This is a genomic window from Buttiauxella sp. BIGb0471, from assembly GCF_024807715.1.
GTDB classification, from domain to species: Bacteria; Pseudomonadota; Gammaproteobacteria; order Enterobacterales; family Enterobacteriaceae; genus Buttiauxella; species Buttiauxella agrestis.
The window spans coordinates 891,194-917,117 of record NZ_JANUEU010000001.1 but is presented as its reverse complement, the minus strand read 5'-3'; the positions used below and the strand labels follow the sequence as shown (position 1 = coordinate 917,117).

The window sequence follows — 25,924 nt, the reverse complement described above, 5'->3', positions numbered from 1 at the left end:
TTATCTTTAACCCTGCTGCTCTTAATGACGGGAGTGTGGGGGACAGCGATAAATTTAACGTTTCCTGTCGGGAATACACACCAACAGCAAGCCAATAAAAATCACCCCCACCCCGGCCAATTTCCCGACGCTAAAACTTTCATGCAGCCACGGCAGCCAGATAGCGGCAGCCCACACAATAACGTAGCTTAAACTCAGCAACGGATAAGCTTTACTCAGCGCAATTTTGCGCAGCGCCAAAAACCAGCATCCCATCGAACAGGCGTAAGCACACAATCCTGTTAACAACGCCACGGCACCAGGGGTGAGCGACAAAACGGCTGTGACTAGCTCATGCGGCTGGTTAACCAAAGGTAGTTCCACCATCGCCCATTTCATGATCAGTTGCGCACCACTGACTAACAGCACGCTCATCAATGCCCAGAAGTAGCCCATCAGGCGGCCCCGCCGAGGATAGAAATACCTGCAATAATCAGCACCACACCGAGCCAGTGGCGCAGTGAAACAGGCTCATGCCAGATGAAACGTGCGGCAAAGGTAATAAAGATAAAATTCAGGCTTAACATCGGGTAAGCCACGCTGACCGGAATGCGTTGTAACACTAGCAACCACAGCAACATCGCGCAGCCGAGCAGTAAAACACTCAATGCCAGCCAGCAGAGCAAGTGGCGACGACCAGGCCGCCAGGTGGCCTGTTTCTGGCAAAGCTGGCCACCACAACTCAATAAACTGGCCAATACGATTAGCAGATAACTCATGAGACTGATGACAAACCTTTTTCGTAGGTCGGATAAGCGTTAGCGCCATCCGACACAACCGGTGGAAATGGTGGATGACGCTTGCGCTTATCCACCCTACAAAAACTGATTTTCCGCCTTTATCCGCAAGCTATTATGGCGTTTTTTCGTAGAAGAAGAGCACAAAGCGCCCTTTGCGATAAAGGTTATCCGGCGTGGGGACATCATGGTCTTCAGGCAATGTGTCTTTCGACATCAGCATCACAAGCGACACATTGCCTTCTTTGCGATGAACCGCGAGCCAGTGCGCAAAATCTTCACGCGAGACAAAGTTATCTTTCGCATCAGCGAAATTCTTCAGGCCGTAATCCAGCTCACCGGGTTTGGCATACAGCGTAATATCATCGCGCTTTAACTCCCAGGCAACACCCGCGCCAACGCCTACGCTATCAGCGAGAATATAGCGGCTGCTCTCCAGTTGCGGGCGTACCACATTGATAAATGCCTGCGGGTGCTTGGAGTCGATAACCTTAGCGGGAATAACACCGCCGACTAACAACGCAATACCCAGCGGGCAAATTGCCGCCCACTGCCAGAGCCGGGCGTTATCGCGCGTGGTGATGAACCCCACCAGCGCCCACACCGCAAACGCCACCGTAGCCTGAACCACTTTCAGCACTTCCTGGCTGGCATACACGGGATGTTTTGCCACACCCCAGGGAGCCAACACCACCAGCACGACGAGACTACATAGGGTGCCAAAAATGACGTTAATCCAACCGTTAATTTTCAGCGTGCGAGATGTCGCCAGTAATTGCGTGGCATGGCGGGCCAAAAGAATCGCCAGCGGGGCAAAACACGGCAGAATATAGGTCGGTAATTTGCCTTTTGCGATACTGAAAAACAGTAAAGGCATCACGACCCAGCCCAGCAAATAGAGCGAGCCGCTTTCAAATTTACGCGCCTGCCAACTGCGTTTTAAAGCGCCAGGTAATAACGCCACCCACGGCAAACATCCGGCAATCAAGAAGGGAATGTAATACCAGAATGGGGCTTTATGCTGGGCGTCTTTTTCAGCGAAACGCTGAATGTGCTCCACCCAAAAGAAGTAGTGCCAGAAAGTCGGCTCCGCTTTAGCGATAGCCAACGCCCACGGCAACGTTATCAGCGTGGCGCTGATGATGGCCAGCGGTCCGAACAACAACACCTCTTTCCAGCGTTTTTGCGCAATCACCCACGGCAACACACCCAGCACCGGCACCGCCAGCGCCAGAAAACCTTTGGTCATGACGCCCATGCCGCAAGCAACACCCAGCAGCAGATAACCGCCCACCTTGCCAGGCGTGGTTTGTGCATTGGCCGCCAGCCAGAAGCTAGACATGGCCGCCACCAGCCACAGGGTGATCATCGGGTCGAGAATGGCGTAAGTGCCGACCCCGTAAACCAGCAGGCAGGTCAGAAAAATCACACCTGAGAGCACCGCGACACGTGTATCAAGCCACAAGCGAAACGCCAGCCAGGAAACCAACAACGCGCTGAGCGTTATCGAAAACACCGAACCAAACCGCACCGCAAAGTGGGTATGGCCGAAGATCAACTGGCTGAGATTATTGATCCAGTACCCGGCGACCGGTTTTTCGAAATAACGCACATCCAGAAAATGCGGGACTATCCAGTTACCCGCCGCCAGCATTTCACGGCTGATTTCCGCATAACGCGTTTCATCCGGTTGCCAGAGGGCGCGGAACTCGAGGGGTAACAGGTAAAACAGAGCAAAAAACACCGCCAGGATAAATACAGGTTTTGCTGACTTCATCAGTTCATACCCAAAACAATTTGCTGGCATCCCAGCCACCCTTCTCGGCCGGGGATAATACCGCGTACGATTTTACCCAATGGCAGCGAGGTTAAATCTTCCGGTAACAGCTCGCTCAATGGGCAAAATTCAATCCCTTCATGCGCCGCCATGGTCAGCAATTCGTTAAAATCGTTTTGCATCACAATCCCTTCCACCTCGGCGTGGATGGTGTACACCGGCGTCCCGGCGTCTTGTTTGATACGGTCAAGAATAAAACGGTTATACCCTTCGCGACTGACGTCTTTACCCATCACTTCATCCCAGGTGGGGAGCGTCACCGGAATTTGTACCGTCCCGGTGCTGCCATCGGGTAACAGCGGACGAAACGGTGTGGTGCCACGGCAGTCGCTGTTATAGCTAAAACCGAAAGACTCTTTTGCCCGCACCACACGTTGATCGGCTCGCCAGCCCGCTACCGCAGAGCAAGTCACCGGTTGTTCGATAATCTGGCTCAACGCCTCCCTCCCAAGACGAATTTGCTTCTCAAGATGGTTGTTGTCCCAGACTCCCGCCCAGGTTTGCCAGGCGAAGTGATCCCACGCGTGCAGGCCGACTTCATGATGATCCGCCGCAGCGGAAATGATCTCCGCATTGCCTTCGCCGATTTTCCGCCCCGGCCATGCGGTTCCTGCCAATAAAATATCCCAGCCGTAGAGCGATGCCGCTTTGGAGCGCAGCATCTTCCACAGGAATTGCGGTTTCACCAGCCGCCACAAATGGCGGCCCATGTTATCCGGCCCAACACTGAAGAAAAATGTGGCCTGAATACCGTGCAAACTTAAGATTTCGAGAAGATGAGGAACCCCTTGTTGGGTGCCCCGCCATGTATCTACATCAATGCGCAGGCCAACTTTTCTCATGCCTGAGGTTCCGTCAGTTCAACTGTTTTGAGGAAGAAATCCAGGGTTTCGTCGACGGTTTTTTCCATCTCAACCGTTGGCGTCCAGTTCAGTAAGCGATGCGCATTACGAATGCTCGGCTTGCGGTGCTCCACGTCCTGATAACCTTTACCATAATAGGTGCTGCTTTCCACTTCGCGGAAACCGGCAAACGGGGGGAAATGGTGGCGCAGCGGATGTTTTTCAAAACTCACCAGCAGCATTTCAGCCAATTCTTTAATGCTCGCTTCGTTATCCGGGTTGCCGATATTAATAATTTGCCCGTCGCAGTTATTGTCTTTGTTCGCAATAATGCGGAACAGCGCTTCGATACCGTCGCTAATATCGGTGAAACAACGTTTTTGACGCCCACCATCAATCAACTTAATGGGCGAGCCTTCCACCAGGTTAAGGATCAGTTGAGTAATCGCGCGCGAGCTGCCGATACGGGCGGCATTCAGGTTATCCAGGCGCGGCCCCATCCAGTTAAACGGGCGGAACAGCGTGAAACGTAAACCTTCTTTCTCGCCATAAGCCCAGATCACACGGTCGAGCAATTGCTTGGATACCGAGTAAATCCAGCGCTGTTTGTTAATCGGGCCAACAATCAGGTTCGAGTTATCTTCATCGAACATTTTGTCGCTGCACATGCCATACACTTCTGACGTGGACGGGAAAATAATGCGCTTCTGGTATTTCACACAGTCACGAATAATTTTCAGGTTCTCTTCAAAATCCAGCTCAAATACGCGCAATGGGTTACGGGTGTATTCAATCGGCGTGGCAATCGCCACCAGCGGCAGAACCACATCACATTTTTTAATGTGATATTCAATCCACTCGGAATGAATACTGATGTCACCTTCGACAAAGTGGAAACGCTCATTGCCGAGGAAACGGCTGATGGCGTCTGAGCCAATATCCAGGCCATACACTTCAAAGTTGTCGTCCTGCAACAGACGCTCGGTCAGGTGGTTGCCGATAAAACCGTTCACCCCAAGAATCAACACGCGCGTGCGGCGTTTAATCGCCGACACCGGCTTGCTGCAAAGCAATGCCCCGGCGACTAAACCGAGACTTTGTGCCAGTTGCGAGCCCTGCATGTAGACGCCGTTTTCGGTTTGCCCGGTCACGATTTCCAGCGCCCCGCCGCCGGTGGCAATCACCAGCGGGTTGATGGACAAAACCGTTCCTGCTTTCGCCGCCTGAAAACCTTCCAGCACGCGCGATTTCCAGACGATAAACTTGCTGCCGCCCACATAGCCAAAAGCACCCGGCCATGGATCCGTCACCGCACGTACCAGGTTATTGATTTCGCGAGCGGTCGATTGCCAGTTAATACAGCCGTCCTGTGGCGTGCGGCGGCCAAAAACCGTCGCTTTGCTGTGGTCTTGTTCAACCTGCGGGAAATGCCCGGTTTTGATAACCGGCAGCATATCGTCCAGCAGATCAGATGCCGCTTCCGTCAATTTATGGTGCAGCGTTAAGGCCGTATCCGTCGCGGCAATTGCTACGGGATGCTGCGCCACAATCGCTCCGGCATCAGCACGGCTGACCATACGATGCAGCGTGACGCCCGTTTCAGTTTCACCATTGACTAATGCCCAGTTCAGCGGTGCGCGGCCACGGTACGCAGGTAACAATGAGCCATGCAGGTTAAATGCGCCAACGGAGGCACTATTTAAAATTTCATCGTTCAGCAAGTTGCGGTAATAGAAAGAGAAAATCACATCGGGCTGCGCCGACTTGATGCGATCTACCCACAGCGGGTGATTCACATCGTCAGGTGCGTAAACCGGAATACCGTGTTCCGCTGCCGTTCGCGCCACCGAGCCAAAGAAGTGATTTTCAGCAGGCGAGTCCGGATGGGTATAAATCGCCGTGATGTCATAACCGGCAGCAACCAGGGCATTAACTCCGGCGCACCCCATATCGTGATAAGCAAATACGACAGCTTTCATTGCTGATTTTCCTCTGAAGTTGAAACACAGTCGCGGCTAACGACGCGCTGAATAAAGTAACGGGGGCGTGCACGGACATCGGTATATATTCGGCCGATGTATTCCCCTAACAGACCCATGCCGACAAACTGCGCACCGATAAACATAAACAGCACCGCAAACAGCATGAAGACCCCTTCCGCCGCCCATTGCGGCCCGAAGGCAAGACGCAACACCACCAGCAATACCGAAAGCGCAAAACCCAACACCGCAATGATGCTGCCGAACACGCTGAGCATGCGCAGCGGCGTGGTGGTCAGGCAGGTGACCAGGTCGTACATCAAATTAATCAGGCGCATAAAGCTGTATTTCGATTCACCAAATTCACGCTCGGCGTGATGCACAGGGATCTCAACCGCTTTACGCGCGAAGGTATTGGCGAGAATGGGAATAAATGTGCTGCGTTCGTGGCAATGCAGCATGGCGTCGATAATGTGGTGGCGATAAGCACGCAACATGCAGCCATAATCGCCCATCGCTTTACCGGTGGTGCTTTGAATCAGGCGGTTAATCACACGCGATGCGCGTTTGCGAAACCAGGTATCCTGGCGGTTCTGGCGCACAGTGCCGACCACGTCGTACCCTTCATCGGCTTTGGCGACCAGGCGCGGGATCTCTTCCGGTGGGTTTTGCAGATCCGCATCAAGGGTGACAATTAAATCCCCGGTGACATGGCTAAAACCGGCCATAATGGCGTTGTGCTGGCCGTAATTTCGGTTGAGCAAAACCGCGACAACATGGCTGCCGGGTGCTTCGGCAGCATCGCTTAACATCTCTGCCGAGTTATCCGTGCTGCCGTCATCCACCAGCAGAATTTCGTAATCTTTCCCCAGGGTTTCGCATGCAGCCGTGGTTCGCCTGATCAGTTCAGGCAAACTTTCCTGCTCGTTATAAACCGGGATCACGACAGAAACTTTGCGGATTACTTCTGGTTTGGTCATATTATTTTCCTGCTACTTCACGTAAGGCGGTAATTACGCGAGTCACATCGTCATCGGTCATCGTTGGGAATAACGGAATGGAACAAATACGTTCGCTATTCCATTCGGTGTCGGGCAACGAAAGAGTGGAATAACGCTCGCGGTAATATTTTTGTGTATGTGCGGCTCTGAAATGCAGTCCTGTTCCCATCCCTTTTGCCTTTAAAGCATCCATGAATTCATTACGGGAAATTCCACAGCGAGTTTCATCTATGCGCAGAATAAAAAGATGCCAGGCATGTTTATGTGCCCAACCTGGGTGAATAAGCGGTAAATAAGGCATATTCACTAATTCGCTTAAATAACGTTCGGCTATTTCAGTACGGCGCGCGTTGTTTTGTTCGAGTTTATTTAACTGAACCAGCGCAATGGCCGCATTAATATCCGCGAGGTTGTATTTATATCCCGGCGAGATAACTTCCGCCTGCGGTGCACGCCCCAGCGTCTGGCGGTCGAACGCATCGACGCCCAGGCCGTGGAACTTCAGGCTGCGCATTTTATTCGCCAGTTGCTCATCATCGGTAACAATCAACCCGCCTTCGGCGCAGGTCATGTTTTTGATGGCGTGGAAGGAGAATATCGCCGTTCCTTTGTCGCCAACATGTTTGCCTTTGTAGTGAGTTCCCGCAGCGTGCGCAGCATCTTCAATCACAGGGATCCCGTGGCGTTCGCCCACAGCACGGATGGCGTCAATATCCACCGGCGCTCCGGCGTAATGAACCGGAATAATGGCGCGGGTGCGAGGAGTAATCGCGGCTTCAATCACCTGCGCCGTGACCATTAACGTATCGCGGTCAACGTCAATCATCACCGGTTCGCCACCGAGCAATACAATCATATTCAGGGTGGAAACCCAGGTCAGCGACGGCGTGATCACTTCGTCGCCCGCCCCTATGCCCAGCGCCATCAATGCGACATGCATACCCGCCGTTGCAGAGCTCACCGCAATCGCATACTTATTGCCGGTTAACTCGCAAAATGCCTGTTCAAGTGCCTGATTTTTAGGGCCAGTTGTTATCCAACCAGACTGCAAAACTTCACTCACTGCGTTGATTTCTTCGGGTCCCATCGCAGGACGTGAGAAAGGCAGAAATTCGCTCATTGGATATCCCTGTAATTATCTATATGGCTTTTTTAATCATGAGACAGGTTAATTAAATGAAAGCGCAACATGATTGCGTTACTGCGCGCCAAATTAAACCGGATTAAAACAAAACCATCCTGGCAGAGATTCCTTAGCTCAATATTAAGATGGTCGGAATCACAGTGAAAATTTAGAAGGGCAACATTAAGGTTAAATTAAGGTTCGGGGTAAATAATCCCTTTCGTAATTTGCAGGCGTAAATAGTCACGTCAAAAACTTGTTTGCGAATTTGTTAATCCCTTTTTTTAGCTAAAAAAACAATATCGTTGGAGATGTAAATGCCTGTACTTTTCAGGATGAAAGTTATCCCACTGGTTTTGCTGTTGGCGATGGTTTTTGCCTTCTTACTCAACTGGCCAGTGCTGCTGCATTTTTACGATATTTTGTCGCATCTTGAGCATGATAAAGCCGGCTTTGTTCTCTCCATCCCGTTTGTCCTGGTGGCCGCACTCAACTTCGTCTTTATGCCCTTCTCTGTCCGTTATCTGCTCAAACCGTTCTTTGCGGTGCTGCTGATTACCGGGTCGATGGTCAGTTATTCGACACTTAAGTATAAAGTGATGTTTGATCAATCCATGATCCAGAACATCGTTGAAACCAACCCGCAAGAAGCCCATTCCTACCTGAACGGCTCGATCATTTTGTGGTTGTTACTGACGGGGGTTCTTCCGGCTGTCTTGCTGTTTTTAATAAAAATTGAGTACCCATCGAAATGGTATAAAGGTGTGGCCTGGCGCGCGCTGTCGATGGTGGCTTCTCTGGCGCTTATCGCCGGTGTGGCCGCGCTCTATTACCAGGATTACGCTTCCGTGGGCCGCAATAACTCCACGTTAAACAAAGAAATTATCCCGACCAACTACGTTTACAGCACCTTTGGCTATGTGAAAGACACGTACTTTACGACCAAAGAACCGTTCCAGACGTTGGGTGATGACGCCAAACGCGTAGCCAGTGCAGATAAACCGACGCTGATGTTCCTGGTGATTGGGGAAACGGCGCGCAGCAAAAACTTCTCAATGAATGGCTATTCACGCGACACCAACGCCTGGACCCGCCAGATTGGCGGCGTTATTTCCTTTGCCAATGTACATTCTTGTGGCACCGCCACCGCAGTCTCGGTGCCGTGTATGTTCTCTGATATGAATCGCACCGAGTACTCCCACAAAAGAGCCGCCAACAGCGAAGGTCTTCTCGATGTGGTGCGCAAAGCGGGCGTTTCAATGCTCTGGAAGGACAATGACGGCGGCTGTAAAGGCGCTTGCACGCGTATCCCGACTATCGAGATTAAGCCGACCGCCGACCCAAAACTTTGTGATGGGCAAACCTGCTATGACGAAGTGCTGCTGGACAATATCGATCGGGATATTTCTAAAATGGCAGGCGATAAAATGCTGACATTCCATTTAATTGGCAGCCACGGCCCAACCTATTTCCAGCGATATCCTGCGGATCAACGCCATTACATGCCGGAATGTGCACGCAGCGATATTGAAAACTGCACCCAGGAACAGCTCGTCAATTCCTACGACAATACCATCCGTAATACCGACCGTGTGATGGCGCAAATGATTGAAAAACTCAAACAATACAGTGACCGCTATAACACCGTGCTGATTTACGTTTCCGACCACGGCGAATCATTAGGCGAAAAAGGTTTATACCTGCACGGCACCCCATACAAAATTGCGCCAGAGGAACAAACACATATTCCGATGCAAGTTTGGATGTCACCCGGCTTTATTGCGGAAAAACACATGAATATGACGTGCCTGCAAAATAACGCGCTCAAGAACGCTTATTCCCACGACAATTTGTTCTCGTCCGTGCTGGGGCTTTGGGATATTAGCACCAGCGTTTATAAACCCGACCAGGATATATTCCGTGGATGCCGGAGTTAATAGTTGATTTAATTGCCACCTGATTCCTGGGTGGCAACCCCAATAACTGAAAAGCTTTTTTATGACTCATGCTATGATTTCGGCAAAAAATGGCATGGGTAAATCAAGTGGGTTCGAGTAAAAGAGGTGCGCTGAACGTCTTAACGGCAGCGATTTTGTGGGGAAGTTCTGGGGTTTGCGCGCAATACATTATGGAGCAGAGCCAGATGTCATCGCAGTTTTTAACGATGACGCGCCTGCTGTTTGCCGGGTTAATTTTGCTGACGCTGTCCTTTATTCAGGGCGAGACAATTTTCCGCATTTTCAAAAACCGCCAGGATGCCATCAGCCTGCTGGTATTCTCCCTGGTGGGTGCGCTGGCCGTGCAACTCACCTTCCTGATGACCATTGAAAAATCCAACGCTGCCACCGCCACCGTGCTCCAGTTTTTATCCCCTACCATAATCGTGGCCTGGTTCTCGCTGGTGCGTAAATCCCGCCCCGGCATATTGGTTTTTGCGGCTATTGGCACCTCGTTGCTGGGCACCTTTTTATTAGTGACCCATGGCGACCCGACGTCGCTCACGATTTCCGGTAGCGCATTATTCTGGGGGATTGCCTCGGCTTTCGCCGCCGCGTTTTACACCACCTGGCCTTCGCGTTTAATCGCCCGGTACGGCACCCTGCCGATTGTCGGCTGGAGTATGTTAATAGGCGGCGCGATGCTTCTGCCATTTTATGCCGGCCAGGGGGGCGACTTTGTGATAACCGGAAATGTGCTGTTGGCCTTTTTCTATCTGGTGGTTATCGGAACGTCACTCACTTTCAGCCTCTATTTAAAAGGTGCGCAGCTTATTGGCGGGCCAAAAGCCAGTATTTTGAGTTGCACCGAACCGTTAAGCAGCACGTTCCTTTCGCTATTATTGCTGGGCATTACCTTTACGGTTTCCGACTGGCTGGGCACCCTGATGATTTTATCTTCAGTTATTCTGATTTCGCTGGACTCACGCCGTCGCGTCATCACCCAACAAGCGTAAAAACGCACATATAAAAGAGGCACCCCATGGGGTGCCTCGAAACATTTAACGCTTTGCTCATTCACGCATTACAGCGTGCCAGTCCCACCATCTGAACACCAGACCTGCCCTGAGGTAAAGCTGGATTCCGGCGAAGCAAACGTCACGTAAAGTGACGCAATTTCCGCCGGTTGCCCTGGGCGTCCAAGCGGTGCAGAAGCGCCAAACTTTTCAATTTTTTCCTGCGGCTGCCCGCCGCTGCACTGCAAAACCGTCCAGTACGGGCCTGGCGCGACAGCATTGACCCGGATCCCTTCGGGTGCGAGCTGCTTCGCGAGAGATTTGGTGAATGCCACAATAGCGGCCTTGGTCTGAGAGTAATCAAGCAAATTATCACTGGGTAGATAAGCCTGCACGGACGCGGTATTAATGATTGCCGCACCGCGTGGCAGATAGCTCAGCGCCGCTTTGGTTATCCAGAACATGGCGTACACATTGGTTTTGAAAGTGGCATCAAACGCTTCAGTCGTGAGGTCTTTGATGGATTCGCAGAACTGTTGACGCCCTGCGTTGTTAATCAGCAAATCTAATCCGCCCAATTCCTGTGCGGCCTGCGTCACCAGTTGCCGGCAAAACGCTTCGTTGCGGATATCGCCCGGAATGGCGACGGCCTTACATCCCTCGGCGCGAATCAGCGCAATCACTTCAACGGCATCTTCCTCTTCCTCGGGCAGATAATTAATCGCCACATCGGCCCCTTCACGAGCAAAGGCAATGGCCACGGCCCGCCCTATTCCTGAATCTCCGCCGGTAATTAACGCCTTACGCCCAATAAGTCTGTCGCTGCCTTTATAGGATGTTTCACCGTGATCGGGGACCGGGATCATGTTTTTGGCAAGCCCCGGAAATGGCTGCTTCTGATGTTCAAATGGTGGCGATGGATAAGCATCGGAGTGGGTTCTATTTCGTGAATCGGGGATCCCATTCTTGCTTTGCATATTCAGCTCCTGTGATTTTCATTCGCAGAACAGAAAGCATAGAACAAAAGGCCACCGAGGTGGCCTTAAAGCTGAGAACAAGATTCTTCCCAGGCCGGATAGCGCAGCGCCACCCGACAACACGCTAATCAGAAATCATAGGTCATTGACACTTTCAGCGTGCGCGGCTCGCCCTGGAAGATATAGGTGCCTAAATCTTCTACGCCAGACCAGTATTTCTCGTTGGTGACGTTATCAACGCCCGCCCGCACCACCATTTCATTGCGATCGGCATTCAGGTTCATCCGATAGCGGACACCGAGATCAAGCGTGGTGTAACTGTCGAGTTTTTTGGTATTCGCCGCATCGGCATATTGCGAACCGGTGTGGTTCACTTTCGCCGTCGCCGTCAGTCCGTTAACCGGCTTGATGTCGTATTCCGCGCCCACCACCATGTAGAAACGGGAGACACCAATGGCGTCTTTGCCGTCAGTTTTGCCGCCTGCGGTGTGGGTCTGCTCCGGGTCCAGCCACATCGTGCTGCCGTTTAAGCGCAAGCCTAACATTGGCTCGCCAAACACGTTCAGCTCCACGCCCCGGTTGCGCTGCTCGCCGTCGAGCGCGTAATAGTTACTGGCATTCAAAACGGCAGAGGGTTTTTTGATCTCGAAAAGCGCCAGCGAACCGCCGACACGCTCGTAATCAATTTTCACCCCGGCTTCATCTTGTTTAGAGTGCGCGATACCGGTGCTTTGCCCGTAGTTGGCCGCCCCTTTTGGCGCGTTGCTTCCTGGCTGCAAGGCTTCGGTATGGTTCGCATAGAGAGAGATTTCATTCCACGGCTTGTACACCAGCCCGAAGGTCGGCATCCAGCGGCTTTGCGTATACCGCGAGGAAGTGTCTTCGAGGCCAGTTTTGTTGCTGTAGTTACGCACCACCACTTTTTGATGACGGGCAGCGGCGGTAAACAGCACGCTGTCATCCAGGAAGCCAAACGTGTCACTCAGCAGCCAGCCCTGCGTGCGGTTACGCGCCGTGGTCAGCGGGTCAAAATAGTCGCCGCCAAAGTACGCATTCGTCGGTTCTGGCACTGCGTGATTATCATAAATATTCGTGGTTGGATTTTTGGCAGACATGCGCCACGCGGTTGCGTCGCGTTTGATTTGCGCCGAATAGCCGACGTTCACTTTATGAGAAATCGCGCCGGTATCGAAATCACCGCGCATCCCCGCCATGCCGCTAAAGGCATCAATAATACGATTGGTATCCAGACGGCCGACGGTGGCATCACCGTTCTCATTCAACAATTTTGGGGCGCTATAAGTACCGGTTTCGTGAGCGTGTTGTGCGCCTAATGCCGCATAGGTCGTCCAGCTATCGGTCAAATCAAACTCGGTTTTTGCCATGCCGAATTCGTTTTCGATATCGCTGTAGCCCCATTTCTGGCTGTAGTTTTTGGTGCTGCCCGGCACGTCAGGAATGAAATCAACGCCGCTGATATTGATGCCCATCGTGCCGCCATGGAACGTTTTCTTCTGATAGCCAAAATCCAGAGATGAGCGCGAGCGAACGGTTTTATAATCGAGGCCAATAGAGGCAAGCGTGGTGCGGCGTTTGTCATCATCGACCGCCGCTTCCCCTTCGCGATGCACCAGATTCACGCGCGCGCCAAACTGGTCGTTATCGCCGAAACGGCGTCCGACATCCAGCGAACCGCCTACCTGGGAATCTGAGGTGTAATCGACGCCAATCTGGGTGGTCGGTAACGCCTCGGCACGTTTTGGCTCGAGGTTAATCATGCCGCCAACGCCGCTGCCCGCAGCGCCATTGAGTAAAGCATTCGCGCCTTTAAAAACTTCGACACGTTCGAGCATCTGAGTGTCCATCACCTGGCGCGGTACCACGCCCGACAGGCCACCCATCGTCATATCGTCGCCATCGAGTTTGAAGCCACGAATACGGTAGGTTTCGGAGAAGTTGCCGTACCCCTGCACCGCCTGCACGCCCGCATCATTGCTGACAACATCGCCAATGGTTTTGGCCTGCTGGTCCTGAACCAGTTTGGCGGTATAGCCGATCACGTTGAACGGCACGTCCATCGCTTTTTGTTCGCCTAACATGCCCAAACGCCCGCCGTGTGCGATTTGCCCGTCCATGTATGCCGGAACCAGTTCGTTGCCGCCGGGTTTAAATGCGCTATCGGCATTGCCCTGCACGACAATCGACTCCTCTTGATTCTGCTGTGTGGACGCGTCGTTGCTGGCTGCGTGAGTGGTTTGCGTGATCGCTCCAATTGTCATCGCAATCAGAGATTTACGTAATAAACGGGTTTTACCCAGGGTGTTGTGCATAATTTTCTCGCCAAAAAATCCAAATAAAACAAAATGGCCCGCAACCGGGCCTGGTGCTTATTTTTTGAGGTCGATTCTCACGATGCTGTCCGGGCCATTCGTGGAATGATCTTTGTTAAAGGCTTGCTTGACGGTGACATACAGAATTTGCCCGTCGTCAGAGAGCAGCAGACTGTTTGGATTGGGCTTTAAATCCCACGATTTCTTCACCGCATAAGTGGTGCCATCGAGGCTCAGTAGCTTGCCGGACTCGCGCTGAGTGATGTAAATCTCATTGCGTTTGGCGTTGAATTTCACTGCCAGCGAATCGCCCACCGCCAGCTGCTTAATCACCTCTCCGGTACGGATATTCAGCACCAGCGTGGTTTTCGCTTTCGAGTTATCCGTGACAAACAGACGCCCCGTCGCGCTGTCTTCTGCCATATTGAGCAGCAATGCCGGTTTATCACCCAGCGGTTTCCAGCGTTTTTCGACGCGATTTGTTTTCGGGTTAATGACCAGAATCTCACCGCTGCCATTGGCGGCGTATATGCGGTCGGTGGTTTGGGAATAATGCAGGCCGGTCATCCATTTGCCGGTATTTTTGATGCGCGTTTTAAGCTTCAGAGTTTCGGCATCCACCACCCAGATTTGCGCCGGGTCAGCAACCGCACCGATGTAAAGCAAGCCGTTATGCAGCAACACTTCACGAGCGCCGTATGGGAAGCCCTCTTTGTTGCGCTCGCTAAATAAAATACGTGATTTCACTTTGCCATCTGCGGTGCTCACCGCACTCAGACCGCCATCCAGAGAGTTAGTCACATACACAATCTGCCCATCCGGGGAGATTGCCATCCCGAAGTTTTTCAGGTCAGTGTGGCTCGAACCAACGGTTTTAAGCGTAGTGGCATCCAGCTTGTAGATCACCCCGCCCTGCACATCTTTAAACCCTTCAGCGCTGGCGACATACAGCACGTCGCCCTTTGGGCCGAGCGCCATTTCGTAAAGTCCGGCGGCTAAATCGCGCTGAGTGGTATCGGTGGCGACGGCTTTTTGCGTGGCGGGAGGCGTGGTTTGCGAGGTTTGCGAGGTTTGCTGAGTTGCGCAACCGCTCAGTGCCACTGTCAAAAACAGTGCAACGGCGGAGAATTTTATTTTCATCAGGAAAATCCCTGTCAGATCTGTCAATAAAAAAGAGAACGAGAACTATACGCATTAGCGTTTTGTAATCAAGTGTAAATGATTGAATGGATGAAAAATGCTGGGTCAGATGACGCTTTGAGTTTGTCTGGAGTGACTTATCAGCCTGATGCGCTTTCAGGATTAATCCCACCGCCAGTGCCGACTATGCTTAATAGTTCAGAATACAGGAGGCGGCATGAGCAACCCTGAAATGGCAAACGTAACCCTAAAAATCAACAGCGAAACCCGGCGGCTGGAGGTTGATACGCGCACCACGCTGTTGGATGCACTGCGCGAAAACTTGCATCTTACCGGCACCAAAAAAGGCTGTGACCACGGCCAGTGCGGTGCATGTACAGTGTTGGTGGACGGGCGTCGGATAAACGCTTGCCTGACCCTTGCGGTGATGCAGGAAGGTGCAGACATCACCACCATCGAAGGGATAGGCACGCCGGAAAATCTCCACCCGATGCAGGCCGCATTCATCAAACATGATGGCTACCAGTGTGGTTACTGCACGCCAGGGCAAATTTGCTCCTCGCTGGCGGTTCTCAGCGAAATCGAGCAGGGAATTCCCAGCCACGTGACCCTCGATTTAGTCTCAGCGCCTCACGCCACCAGTGATGAAATACGCGAGCGGATGAGCGGGAATATCTGCCGCTGCGGCGCTTATGCCAACATTCTTGCCGCCATTGAAGATGTGGCCGGAGGGCAGAAATCATGAAGGCTTTTACTTATGAACGCGTGAATACCCCCGCTGAGGCCGCCACCCGCGCTGTGACAAAACCCGGTGCTAAATTTATTGCTGGCGGCACCAACCTGCTGGATTTAATGAAGCTTGAGATTGAAACGCCCACGCATCTGATTGATGTCAACGGCCTCGCGCTGGATAAAATTGAGCCGACGCCCGACGGAGGGCTACGGATTGGCGCCCTGGTGCGTAACACCGATCTTGCGGCAGACACACGGGTGCGGCGGGATTACGCGGTGCTATCCAGAGCGCTGCTTGCAGGCGCGTCGGGCCAGCTACGCAACCAGGCGACCACCGCCGGGAATTTGCTTCAGCGCACGCGCTGCCCCTACTTTTACGATACCCATCAGCCCTGCAATAAGCGGCATCCCGGCAGCGGTTGCGCGGCACTTAACGGTTTCAGCCGCCAGCATGCCGTGGTGGGCGGCAGTCAAAGTTGCATCGCCACCCATCCGAGCGATATGGCGGTGGCAATGCGCCTGCTGGATGCCGTCATTGAGACCGTGAACCCCAATGGCTTTGAGCGCAAAATCCCGGTTGCAGATTTCTGGCCCGCGCCCGGCAACACGCCCCATCAAGAAACCGTGTTAAATGCGGGAGAACTTATTACCGCCGTCACCCTCCCGGCACCGCTTGGCGGAACCCATATTTATCGTAAAGTCCGTGACCGCGCGTCATACGCTTTTGCCCTGGTTTCCGTCGCCGCGGTTGTGCAACGCGATGGTTCGGGCCGCGTGGCGCTGGGCGGCGTGGCGCACAAACCCTGGCGGCTTGAAGAAGCCGATGCACAACTGCCCAACGGCAGTCAAAGCGTCTACGAGCGGTTATTCGCAAGCGCCCACCCGACGCCCGAAAACGAATTCAAGTTGCTGTTGGCGAAGCGCACGCTCGCCTCGGTACTGACGGAAGCGAGGGGATAAGCCGATGAAATTTGAAAATCCTGCCAAAGATAACCCTATCGACCAGCTTAACGTGGTCGGCCAACCGCACGACCGTATCGACGGCCCGTTGAAAACCACCGGTACCGCGCATTATGCCTACGAGTGGCATGACGAACAGCCCGATGCCGCATATGGCTATATCGTGGGCGCGGCGATTGCCAAAGGCCGCATTCAGGCGTTCGATCTCTCTGCCGCCGAGAAAGCCGCAGGCGTCATTACGATTGTCACCGCCGAAAACGCCGGGCCTTTGGGTAAAGGCGAGAAAAACCCGGCAAAACTGCTCGGTGGCCCGGAAATTGACCATTACCACCAGGCCATCGCCGTAGTGGTCGCACAAACGTTCGAGCAAGCGCGTGCGGCAGCCGAACTTATTAGCGTGGATTACCATCGCGAGCCAGGCCGTTACGATTTAGCCTGCGAAAAACCGTCAGTTTCCATACCGCCCGAAGATGAACCGGACAAATCCGTCGGTGATTTTGCCAGTGCCTTTGCCGCTGCCGCCGTACAGCTCGACGCCACCTACACCACGCCGGATCAAAGCCATATGGCGATGGAACCTCATGCCTCCATGGCGGCGTGGAACGGCGATAAACTCACGGTCTGGACCTCTAATCAGATGGTGGACTGGTGTCGCAGCGATTTGAGCCTGACGCTGAAACTGCCGAAGGAAAATGTCCGGGTGATATCGCCTTATATCGGCGGTGGCTTTGGCGGCAAGCTATTTGTGCGTAGCGATGCGCTGCTGGCGGCACTCAGCGCTCGCGCGGCTAAACGCCCGGTGAAAATCGCGCTGCAAAGGCCGCTTATCCCTAACAACACCACGCACCGCCCGGCCACCATCCAGCATATTCAAATCGGCACCGATACCACCGGGCGCATTAGCGCCATCTCGCACCAAAGCTGGTCAGGTAATGTCGCGGGTGGCCCGCCGGAAACCGCCGTCCAGCAAAGTGAATTGCTTTATGCGGGAGCCAATCGCCACACCGGATTACGCCTGGCGGAACTCGATTTACCCGAAGGCAACGCCATGCGCGCGCCCGGAGAAGCGCCAGGATTAATGGCGTTGGAAATCGCTATCGACGAAATGGCCGAAAAAGCTGGCGTGGACCCCATCGAATTTCGTGTGATCAACGACACCCAGGTGGACCCTGCACATCCTGAGCGCTTCTTCTCGCGCCGCCAGTTAGTGGAATGCCTGCGTACCGGGGCTGAACATTTTGGCTGGCAGCACCGCAACCCCAAACCGGCGCAAGTGCGTGACGGGCGCTGGCTGGTCGGTATCGGTGTGGCGGCAGGTTTTCGCAATAACATGGTGATGAAATCCGGCGCACGGGTTCACCTTGATGCACAAGGCATCATCACCGTTGAAACGGATATGACGGATATTGGGACCGGGAGTTACACCATTATTGCCCAGACCGCGGCGGAAATGTTAGGCGTGCCGCTGGAAAGCGTCGTGGTGCGCCTGGGGGATTCTGATTTCCCGGTGTCTGCGGGTTCAGGCGGGCAATGGGGAGCGAACAGTTCGACGGCGGGGGTCTATGCCGCCTGCGTGAAATTACGTGAGGCCATCGCCAACACGCTTGGGTTTGACGCGAACACGGCGGTATTTGCAGACGGGCAAATCAAATTCGGCGCCCGTACCGCTCAACTTAGCGATGCGGCCTCCGGGGGAAAACTGAGTGTCGAAGACAGTATTGAATTTGGCGACCTGGAAAAGACATTCCAGCAATCCACCTTCGCGGCGCATTTTATCGAAGTCGGCGTCGACGTTGCTACGGGCGAAACCCGCGTGCGCCGTATGCTGGCTGTCTGCGCGGCGGGCCGGATCCTCAACCCTAAAACGGCACGCAGCCAGGTGATCGGCGCGATGACCATGGGCGTGGGGGCTGCGCTAATGGAAGAATTAGCCGTCGATACGCGCCTGGGGTATTTCGTTAATCACGACCTTGCGGGATACGAAGTCCCGGTTCATGCGGATATTCCCGCCCAGGAGGTGATTTTCCTCGAAGACACCGACCCGGTTTCATCCCCGATGAAAGCCAAAGGTGTGGGGGAATTGGGGCTATGCGGCGTAAGTGCGGCTATCGCCAATGCGATTTATAACGCCACGGGCGTGCGGGTGCGCAACTACCCCATCACGCTGGATATATTGCTCAAACACTTGCCCGAACTGAGTTGATTCAGGCTGCGCGACTTCACATTATCCTAATTCCCCGGCGTTGCGCTCAGGCCAACTATACTTAACCATTCATTGTCCTTTAAGGAGTTCGGTATGTTTGATAAAGCCACAGACAAAATCAACGAAGCAGCAGGCACAGCGCGAGAATTGTACGGTAAGCATGCGCATAACCCGGATGATCAGTTTAAAGGCGCGGCACGTAAATATGCCTCCCAGGCCAGTTACGCGGTGAGAGATGCGACCGATAACGTCCGTGACCAGGTTTCAACCAACCCGATTGCCGGGTTAGCCGTTGCCGCCGCGGTGGGCGTGGTGTTTGGTTTCCTGTTGGGTCGGAAATAAATTGGAATGCCCGGTTTCCGGGCATTTATGGTGGATGACGCTAACGCTTATCCACCCTACAAATCCCCTTTATTTATCGGCTTGTTTACCCCAGGTTCCGCGCACGTAATTCACCACGTTATTTCTCTCTTCCTCAGACATAACCTGTTTGTAAGCTGGCATTTTGAAAGAAATATTCCCTTGCGTCTGCGGTGTCTGGGTTCCGTCATTAATGACTGAAAGCAGTGAGGCCGGGTCTTTCGCCATGACGATGGAGTTATTTACAAGCGATGGCACGGTAAAATCTTTGCCTTTGCCGTCATCGCCGTGGCAGGTCGAGCAATACATGGAATAAAGCGTTTTACCGTCTTTCGGCGCATAGGTTATTGCCCCGCTTGTAGACACCGCACCTGCATTGGGATGGTTAAAATTGAGCAAATAATATGAAATCGCTTCCAGGTCACCGTCGGTCATATATTGCGTACTCTGCGTCACCACTTCGCTCATCGGCCCGGAGAGCGCGTCATGCTGGCTTTTACCGGTCCGCAACAAGGATTTTAATTCTTCCGGTGACTTCGAGATGTTTCTGAGCGACGGGGCATTCCAGCCGTCAATCATCGCACCGCTCAAATAAACATCGCTGGAGGCGTCATAGGCTTTTTCCTGCATCGTGACGCCGCGTGGAGTATGGCAGGCGCCACAATGCCCGGGCCCTTCTACTAAATATGCGCCCCGGCTCAATAATACATTGTGCTGTTCATCGGGCTTATTGGTGTTATTAACCGAGTGAGTGTCATCGACATAAAGCCAATTCCAGATATGCAGCGGCCAGCGAGCGGATAATAGCCACGGGATATCATTATCTTTATTCTTTTGCGCCGACGGCGGGACTTCATTCATAAAGTAATCGTACAAATCATGAATATCTTTGTCGGTCATTCTGGCGTAGGAAGGATATGGCATCGCCGGATAGAGCGCGTGCCCGTCTTTCGCAATCCCCTGCCTCACGGCTTTTTCGAAATCTTCGTAAGAGTAATTGCCGATCCCGGCGGTTTTATCCGGCGTGATATTGGTGGCGTAAATATCCCCAACCGGCGTTGAAAATTTCTTGCCGCCCGCCATCGGTTGCCCGCCTTCGGCGGTATGGCATGCCACGCAGTCTGAGGCCCGCGCTATGTATTTACCGGGTGAAGAATCAGCCGCAGCATTTCCGGCAACCATCAAACATCCGATAGCCAATAGAGTTTGTTTCATCTCAAATCACCCCATTGCCTTAAGTTCGTTGACCGCGCGCCAGGCCTGGTCAATCGCCGTGTGCGCGTAGGCGTCCCAGTCTGAGTCAGAGTTGGCAATCGCAATCCGCCCAATCGGTTTGCGCGCGTTATCTTTAATGGCGTCCATTTTGTCCATATCATCGAACAACGCGCTGGCGTAATACGCATAACCATGCGCCCAGCGGTTAACGGTAATCGCCGTGATATCGCGTTGATGGTCAAAGCCGGTATGCCCGAGCATTTCCTGAAGTTGGGAACGAATCATTTGCTCGTGAGTGTCAAACGTCGTACCCAGTAAATACGCTCGCCCCTGGCGGAACTGCTCGCGCGCGCTCAATTTGCTGCCCGGATAGGTCGGGACATAAACCATATGCAGGCACATCGGTTCATCCGGGTTTTGCGGATGCTGATAACTGCCGAGACTGACCGGGTAATCGAGCTTCACGCGGCTGTACGGGGCCGCCGGAGAATAAAATTCGTGAATACCCAGTTGCTTGAACGCCTGCCAGTTTTTGACCACCACATTGGTGTAAACCAGCGGCGCTTTGACATTCAGGCGCAGATCGGCTTTTTGCTCTTCCGGTGTTTCTGGCACCAGATACGGGATCATCATGTTGTAACCGGCCATGATCGCGTTGCGCCCTTTCACACGGTACGCTTTGCCATCGTTAACATAGGTCACAACCACGCCGTCGTCGGTGTTTTTAGCATTAATCACAATACTGTTAAGACGGATTCGGGTGGTGTTTTCCGGGTGGTCAAGCTTTTCGTAATTGAGCCGCGAGGTGACAGAATCCTCCATGGTATGTCCGGGTAACGCTTCAGGCACCAGGTGGCGAACAATCAAACGCGCCAGGCCCGCATTGCCATCCGGCAAATGATAAACGTACGGCTCTTCGAGGTCGGCGAGAGCTTCTTCATCCAGCGGCGGCAGCTCCATGGCATCCATCCCTGGGAGCGCGCAGGTTCTGGCGTCGGAACAACTCACGCCTTCTATACCGATGGCGAAAAAGTCGTTGGTGCGCTGCTGGAAATACATCATCGCCATTTTGCTTAACCCCACTTTCTCAGTCAGGAAATCGTGATAGTTGTGGGTGTCCATCCAGGCAATTTTTTCATCTACCGACATCCCTTTCAGGTAATCAACCGGGTTCACGTACAGGTCAAGAATGGCTTTGCGGTCACTTTCGCTTAACGGGAAATCGTTGATAAACTCAGCCAGCGGGCGGCCATTGAGCCTGTCGGGTGGAATGTCATCGGCCACCGCACGCCCAGGGTCGCCGCCAACAATTTTCGTTTCACCGAAGTTCTTTTTATCAAAGAACACGCCACGGCTGAGGTTTAAGTTGGGGTAGAAATTAACATCAAAACTTTGCTTCATGCGCGTGACGCTGACACCGACCGTGGACATCAGCCCGTTGACGACCTCGCTAAAATTTCGTGTCGGCGACTGAAAGGCTTCGCTGCCGCCATAGCCGATGATTTTTTTGCCGCCGGCGTTAAACTCATTGCGTTTGGCATGTCCGCCAAAATCATCGTGGTTGTCGAGAACCAGCACTTTGCTCTCTTTACCCATTACGTCGTGCCAGAAGCTGGCGGCGGCTAAACCACTTAGCCCGCCACCGACAATGACCAGATCGTATTCTTCTTTAATGGGAAGGTGGTCGGTACTGAATTTTTCATGGTCGCGCCCCACGGCGTGGGCCATTTCAAATGAACCGGGATGATTCCCACGCAGGCCTGTTAACTGCGGCGGGTAATAATCATCGCCCATTATTGTGGTGGCTTTTCCGGCGGCTTTAGCAAGATCGAGCGGCGTCATCCCTGCGGCAATGGTAATTGCCACCCCATTGAGAAAATCACGTCTGGTAATCGACATATAAGACCTTATTTATTTTTTGGCTTTAATTCTTCATCGAGCTTTTTGGAGTCGTAATAATCGCCCTGCCAGGTAATTTTCCCGTTATTGACGGTGATGTAACTCACCCCTTCAAATTTAATCGGGTTATTGGTCGCCGGGCTTCCCGCCCATTCGCCGCTATTTTTGCCGCTGAATTCCCAGCGAAAGGCGATGGTGTCGTGGTCATAAACCGGTTTACTGGTCATTTTCCAGGTTAAATCTGGTACGGCTTTAATAAAGGCCCCAATCACCTCTTTTTCTGCATTGCTTTTGCCATTCACTGGCGTACCGCTTGCGGCGTCGTAATAAACCACGTCCGGTGCTAAATATTGCGCGGCTTTCGCAGCATCATGCGCATTCCACGCGGACATATAATCTTTAACGACGGTTAACGGCGAAACCTCGGCCAACGCTAAATTTGAGAATAGTACAAAAGATAACGCAGCGGCTTTTATTGCTTTCATTTCATCACCTTATTATTCAGAAACATCGCACATGATGTGTTTTACGCGGGTGTATTCATCCAGCGAGTACGAGGACAAATCCTTGCCGTAGCCGGATTTTTTAAAGCCGCCGTGGGGCATTTCAGCGCACAGAGGAATGTGGTTGTTAATCCACACGGTGCCGAAATCCAGGCGGATACTAAAGCGCTGGGCACGACCATGGTTACTGGTCCAGACGCTGGACGCCAGGCCATATTCCACGTCGTTTGCTTTTTCGAGCGCTTCGGCTTCTGAGGAGAATTTTTGCACCGTCATGACCGGGCCAAAAACCTCGTGCTGAATTGCTTCGTCGCGCTGTTCAAGGCCGGAAATAATCGTCGGTTCAAAGTAAAAACCTGGGCCTGCGCCAGGTTTGCCGCCGGTTTCAATTTTGGCGTGAGCCGGGAGGCGGCTGATAAACCCTTTCACCTGTTCAAGCTGGCTGCGGCTGTTGAGCGCACCGTATAACGCATTTTTGTCTTCTGGCGTGCCGAAGGTAATTTCGCGGGTTTTGCTCACCAGTTTTTCGACAAACGATGCGTAAATCGACTCTTCAATCAGGATGCGCGTGGCGGAGGTGCAATCTTGCCCGGCGTTGAAGAACCCGGCGGTGGTGATGGTATCGACGGCTTTATTAATGTCGGCGTCGGCAAAGACAATCACCGGCGCTTTGCCGCCCAGTTCGAGATGCGCTTTGGTGAGGTTTGCTGCCGCCGAGGCCGCAACTTGCAGACCGGCGCGGACCGAACCGGTAATCGACACCAGCGAGGCTTCCGGGCTGGAGACCACCAGCGATCCGGTTTCCGCTTTACCGAGCACCACGTTAAATGCGCCCTGCGGGAATAGCGGTGCGGCCAGTTCTGCCAGAATTAAGGTGCTGACAGGCGTGGTGTCACTCGGTTTGAGCACCACCGTGTTCCCCGCCGCCAGCGCCGGGGCAATTTTCCACACCGCCATCATAAACGGGTAATTCCACGGCGTGACCTGGCCTACGATTCCGAGTGGTTCGCGGCGAATAGTGGAGGTTAAACCGGCGGCATATTCGTACGACGCTTTACCTTCAAGGCAACGTGCTGCACCCGCAAAAAACCGCAGTGCGTCGCAAGAAGCTGCAATTTCCTCTTTCTCAATGAAGTGGCGCAACTGCCCGGTTTCTTCACTTTGCGCGCTCACCAGTCGGTCAACATTGCGTTCGATTTCATCCGCCAGCTTCAGGAGCGCTAACTGGCGTTGCGCAGGCGTGGAAAGTTTCCAGACCGCAAACGCGCTTTTCGCCGCGCCGTACGCCTGCTCCACTTCTTCTCGCCCTGCACTCGGCGACAGCGCGTAAGTTTCGCCGTTGACCGGGCTGACCAGGTCAAAAAGATTATCCTGCGAACCTGCCTGGTACTGCCCATTGATAAAGTGCTTCAGTACTTTCATCGCGCTCTCCGCTCGTTAAAACATAAACTATATTATGTAATATGTTTTGAGCGAGATAAATTCAATAACAATTTACTAACAATTTGATATGCATCTCATTCCAAAACGATTTTTTGCGCTGCAATTGCGCAGCTCATCAAAGTGAAGTGCCTGAACACGAATACTTAAGGCTTCCTTCATTAACAAGGGGTTGTATGCTATGTTCAAAGGCTCTTTTCAGGGATTATCTCACCAGGGAATATTATGATTACTCATGCGGTGATATTTGCGCCAATCGGTCAGGCCAGCCGTTCCGATCAAATCGTTCAGCGACTTTCCAATGCCATTATTACCGGCCTGCTTGAGGCTAATGAGCAACTTCCTAATGAAGCGGATCTGGCGAAAATGATGGGGGTTTCTCACATCACTATCCGCGAAGCGTTAAATACGCTGCGTGCCAACAATTTAATCCACACGGTACGTGGGCGTAATGGTGGAAGTTTTGTTTGCGAACAAGCCTGGGAATTAAGTCAAACGCTTAATCCTTTTAAATCATTAAGCACCGATTACCTTTCCGACCTCGGTGAAATGCACTGCGCCATTATTAGCCACAGTGCAAGATTAGCCTCGAGAAGAATGACCCAGGCAGATATTACGCGCCTGCGTGATTTTGTTTCGGTTCTCGACACAGCCCAATCTCCTGAAGCACGCACTCAGGCGGATATGCGCTGTTTGTTAGCGATTGCGGCGTGTTCTCAATCAGCCCGCCTGGCGAACCAGGAATTGATTTTACAATCAGAATGGTCATCGCTGGTGGCGATTTTGTTCCGTTCAGAAAATATCCATCGCGAAATTGTTGAGCTGTATACCACGTTAATTGACACTCTGGCTTCACACAATGAAGCGGAGTCCGTTAACCTTGCCAAAAAGTTAATCGACACGTTTACTTTCTATCTGATAGAAAATAAATTGAAGCACAATATAAAATAACAACAGGCATAAATATGCTAACGACCCTATGCAAAAAAATAGACAGCATCATCAATTCGATGATTGATTCCACCGGGATGCTGGCGAAGGATATTGAAACTTCGCTTGCTGAAATTGAAGGGGTTAATCTTGAACATCTGCTTGAACCTTCCGTCAGAAAGACCATTCAGGAACATATTAAAAAGACATTAAACAGCAATGTTTATTGTTCGGGCGCGGGGTTTGCCAGCCATATCGAAGCCACTGGAAAAAATAAGGAATTCTGGCTACTGGAGTGGTGGTATAAGAAGGCCGACGGCGTAAAGCAGGTGAATCTTGACTTAGACCAGGCTACCCAACAGCGCCTGGATTTCAGAACCTTTGAGTGGTTCAAACAAGCGCCAGCTGTGGGTAACGCATTTATTCATGGTCCCTACGTTGATTATATCTGCAATACTTCGTACACCATTACCTCCGCCGTCCCGGTTTATTTCAACCAGCAATTCTTAGGCGTGGCGGCGATTGATTTATTGGTGAGTCGTGTAGAGGATGAGTTATTACCTTTTGCGACGAATGATAAAGTTTTTCTTACCAATAAAGAGCGCAGAATTGTATTTTCGAGCCATCCAAAATTCCGCGTGGGTGACTTGCTTGATGTCAGCCTGGCATCTGTGGTTTATGAAAATGATTACTTTAATTTATATCAGGCAAAGTGAAATGGGCG

The 25,924-nt window shown here is 52.6% G+C and carries 22 protein-coding genes; 8 read left to right on the top strand and 14 right to left on the bottom strand.

The genetic code is table 11. The features are described from left to right. Positions 1-54 precede the first annotated feature (54 nt). From arnF to arnB, 7 genes are all read right to left on the bottom strand, one after another. Entirely contained in the window at positions 55-435 is a 381-nt protein-coding gene (arnF, locus tag M2371_RS04275) for a 4-amino-4-deoxy-L-arabinose-phosphoundecaprenol flippase subunit ArnF (protein WP_259266984.1), read from the bottom strand. Further along, the gene (gene arnE, locus M2371_RS04270; RefSeq protein WP_034495821.1) at positions 435-758 is read right to left on the bottom strand and encodes a 4-amino-4-deoxy-L-arabinose-phosphoundecaprenol flippase subunit ArnE; all 324 of its coding nucleotides are present in this window, start codon (positions 756-758) and stop codon (positions 435-437) included. The genes arnF and arnE overlap by 1 nt, the downstream gene beginning before the upstream one ends. A gap of 133 nt (positions 759-891) precedes the next feature. Continuing rightward, entirely contained in the window at positions 892-2,553 is a 1,662-nt protein-coding gene (gene arnT / locus M2371_RS04265; RefSeq protein WP_259266983.1) for a lipid IV(A) 4-amino-4-deoxy-L-arabinosyltransferase, read from the bottom strand. Beyond that, entirely contained in the window at positions 2,553-3,455 is a 903-nt protein-coding gene (gene arnD / locus M2371_RS04260; protein WP_259266982.1) for a 4-deoxy-4-formamido-L-arabinose-phosphoundecaprenol deformylase, read from the bottom strand. Before arnD ends, arnT begins: the two co-directional genes overlap by 1 nt. Then, positions 3,452-5,434 carry a bifunctional UDP-4-amino-4-deoxy-L-arabinose formyltransferase/UDP-glucuronic acid oxidase ArnA gene (gene arnA, locus M2371_RS04255; protein WP_259266981.1) on the bottom strand — a complete coding sequence of 661 codons (1,983 nt, stop codon included), beginning with the start codon at positions 5,432-5,434 and terminating at the stop codon, positions 3,452-3,454. Before arnA ends, arnD begins: the two co-directional genes overlap by 4 nt. Further along, on the bottom strand, positions 5,431-6,414 hold the full coding sequence (gene arnC, locus M2371_RS04250) for an undecaprenyl-phosphate 4-deoxy-4-formamido-L-arabinose transferase (RefSeq protein ID WP_172893986.1): 984 nt from the start codon (positions 6,412-6,414) through the stop codon (positions 5,431-5,433). Before arnC ends, arnA begins: the two co-directional genes overlap by 4 nt. A 1-nt stretch (position 6,415) precedes the next feature. Beyond that, positions 6,416-7,555 carry a UDP-4-amino-4-deoxy-L-arabinose aminotransferase gene (gene arnB, locus M2371_RS04245; RefSeq protein WP_259266980.1) on the bottom strand — a complete coding sequence of 380 codons (1,140 nt, stop codon included), beginning with the start codon at positions 7,553-7,555 and terminating at the stop codon, positions 6,416-6,418. Positions 7,556-7,875: 320 nt separating this feature from the next. On the opposite strand from arnB, the gene M2371_RS04240 reads away from it, so the two are divergent. Both M2371_RS04240 and M2371_RS04235 read left to right on the top strand, forming a co-directional pair. After that, positions 7,876-9,495 (top strand): phosphoethanolamine transferase, encoded by a 1,620-nt coding sequence (locus M2371_RS04240; protein ID WP_259266979.1) that lies wholly within the window; start codon positions 7,876-7,878, stop codon positions 9,493-9,495. A gap of 107 nt (positions 9,496-9,602) precedes the next feature. Further along, positions 9,603-10,511: a DMT family transporter gene (locus tag M2371_RS04235; protein ID WP_259266978.1), complete on the top strand. Its 909-nt coding sequence runs from the start codon at positions 9,603-9,605 to the stop codon at positions 10,509-10,511. A 68-nt stretch (positions 10,512-10,579) separates the two neighbouring features. Here M2371_RS04235 and M2371_RS04230 read toward each other — a convergent pair whose 3' ends face one another. The 3 genes from M2371_RS04230 to M2371_RS04220 form a co-directional block, all read right to left on the bottom strand. Next, positions 10,580-11,488, bottom strand: a complete 909-nt coding sequence (locus M2371_RS04230; RefSeq protein ID WP_259266977.1) for an SDR family oxidoreductase — start codon at positions 11,486-11,488, stop codon at positions 10,580-10,582. Positions 11,489-11,616: 128 nt separating this feature from the next. Continuing rightward, positions 11,617-13,818 carry a TonB-dependent siderophore receptor gene (locus M2371_RS04225; protein WP_259266976.1) on the bottom strand — a complete coding sequence of 734 codons (2,202 nt, stop codon included), beginning with the start codon at positions 13,816-13,818 and terminating at the stop codon, positions 11,617-11,619. Positions 13,819-13,875: 57 nt separating this feature from the next. Beyond that, complete coding sequence (locus M2371_RS04220) at positions 13,876-14,958, bottom strand: YncE family protein (RefSeq protein WP_259266975.1); 1,083 nt, start codon at positions 14,956-14,958, stop codon at positions 13,876-13,878. 217 nt (positions 14,959-15,175) lie between these two features. Between M2371_RS04220 and paoA the strand changes: the two genes are divergently transcribed. The 4 genes from paoA (at position 15,176) to M2371_RS04200 (ending at position 19,195) form a co-directional block, all read left to right on the top strand. Further along, the gene (gene paoA, locus M2371_RS04215) at positions 15,176-15,703 is read left to right on the top strand and encodes an aldehyde dehydrogenase iron-sulfur subunit PaoA (protein ID WP_259266974.1); all 528 of its coding nucleotides are present in this window, start codon (positions 15,176-15,178) and stop codon (positions 15,701-15,703) included. Continuing rightward, a complete protein-coding gene (locus M2371_RS04210) occupies positions 15,700-16,650 on the top strand; it encodes a xanthine dehydrogenase family protein subunit M (RefSeq protein ID WP_259266973.1) in 951 nt (316 codons plus the stop codon). Before paoA ends, M2371_RS04210 begins: the two co-directional genes overlap by 4 nt. Positions 16,651-16,654: 4 nt before the next feature. Further along, positions 16,655-18,853, top strand: coding sequence for an aldehyde oxidoreductase molybdenum-binding subunit PaoC (paoC, locus tag M2371_RS04205; RefSeq protein ID WP_259266972.1), 2,199 nt, complete (start codon positions 16,655-16,657; stop codon positions 18,851-18,853). A 93-nt stretch (positions 18,854-18,946) separates the two neighbouring features. Next, positions 18,947-19,195: a CsbD family protein gene (locus M2371_RS04200; protein ID WP_259266971.1), complete on the top strand. Its 249-nt coding sequence runs from the start codon at positions 18,947-18,949 to the stop codon at positions 19,193-19,195. 69 nt (positions 19,196-19,264) lie between these two features. Here M2371_RS04200 and M2371_RS04195 read toward each other — a convergent pair whose 3' ends face one another. Genes M2371_RS04195 through M2371_RS04180 form a run of 4 tightly spaced genes read right to left on the bottom strand, consistent with a single transcriptional unit; the run spans position 19,265 to position 24,252 of the window. Beyond that, the gene (locus M2371_RS04195) at positions 19,265-20,428 is read right to left on the bottom strand and encodes a cytochrome c (protein ID WP_259266970.1); all 1,164 of its coding nucleotides are present in this window, start codon (positions 20,426-20,428) and stop codon (positions 19,265-19,267) included. A gap of 6 nt (positions 20,429-20,434) precedes the next feature. Further along, positions 20,435-22,327 (bottom strand): NAD(P)/FAD-dependent oxidoreductase, encoded by a 1,893-nt coding sequence (locus M2371_RS04190; RefSeq protein ID WP_259266969.1) that lies wholly within the window; start codon positions 22,325-22,327, stop codon positions 20,435-20,437. A gap of 8 nt (positions 22,328-22,335) precedes the next feature. Further along, complete coding sequence (locus M2371_RS04185) at positions 22,336-22,812, bottom strand: ester cyclase (RefSeq protein WP_034495856.1); 477 nt, start codon at positions 22,810-22,812, stop codon at positions 22,336-22,338. A 12-nt stretch (positions 22,813-22,824) separates the two neighbouring features. Beyond that, positions 22,825-24,252: a gamma-aminobutyraldehyde dehydrogenase gene (locus M2371_RS04180; protein ID WP_259266968.1), complete on the bottom strand. Its 1,428-nt coding sequence runs from the start codon at positions 24,250-24,252 to the stop codon at positions 22,825-22,827. A 243-nt stretch (positions 24,253-24,495) separates the two neighbouring features. On the opposite strand from M2371_RS04180, the gene M2371_RS04175 reads away from it, so the two are divergent. Both M2371_RS04175 and M2371_RS04170 read left to right on the top strand, forming a co-directional pair. Continuing rightward, positions 24,496-25,221: a FadR/GntR family transcriptional regulator gene (locus tag M2371_RS04175; RefSeq protein ID WP_259266967.1), complete on the top strand. Its 726-nt coding sequence runs from the start codon at positions 24,496-24,498 to the stop codon at positions 25,219-25,221. 14 nt (positions 25,222-25,235) lie between these two features. Further along, the gene (locus M2371_RS04170) at positions 25,236-25,916 is read left to right on the top strand and encodes a hypothetical protein (RefSeq protein ID WP_259266966.1); all 681 of its coding nucleotides are present in this window, start codon (positions 25,236-25,238) and stop codon (positions 25,914-25,916) included. Positions 25,917-25,924 lie beyond the last annotated feature (8 nt).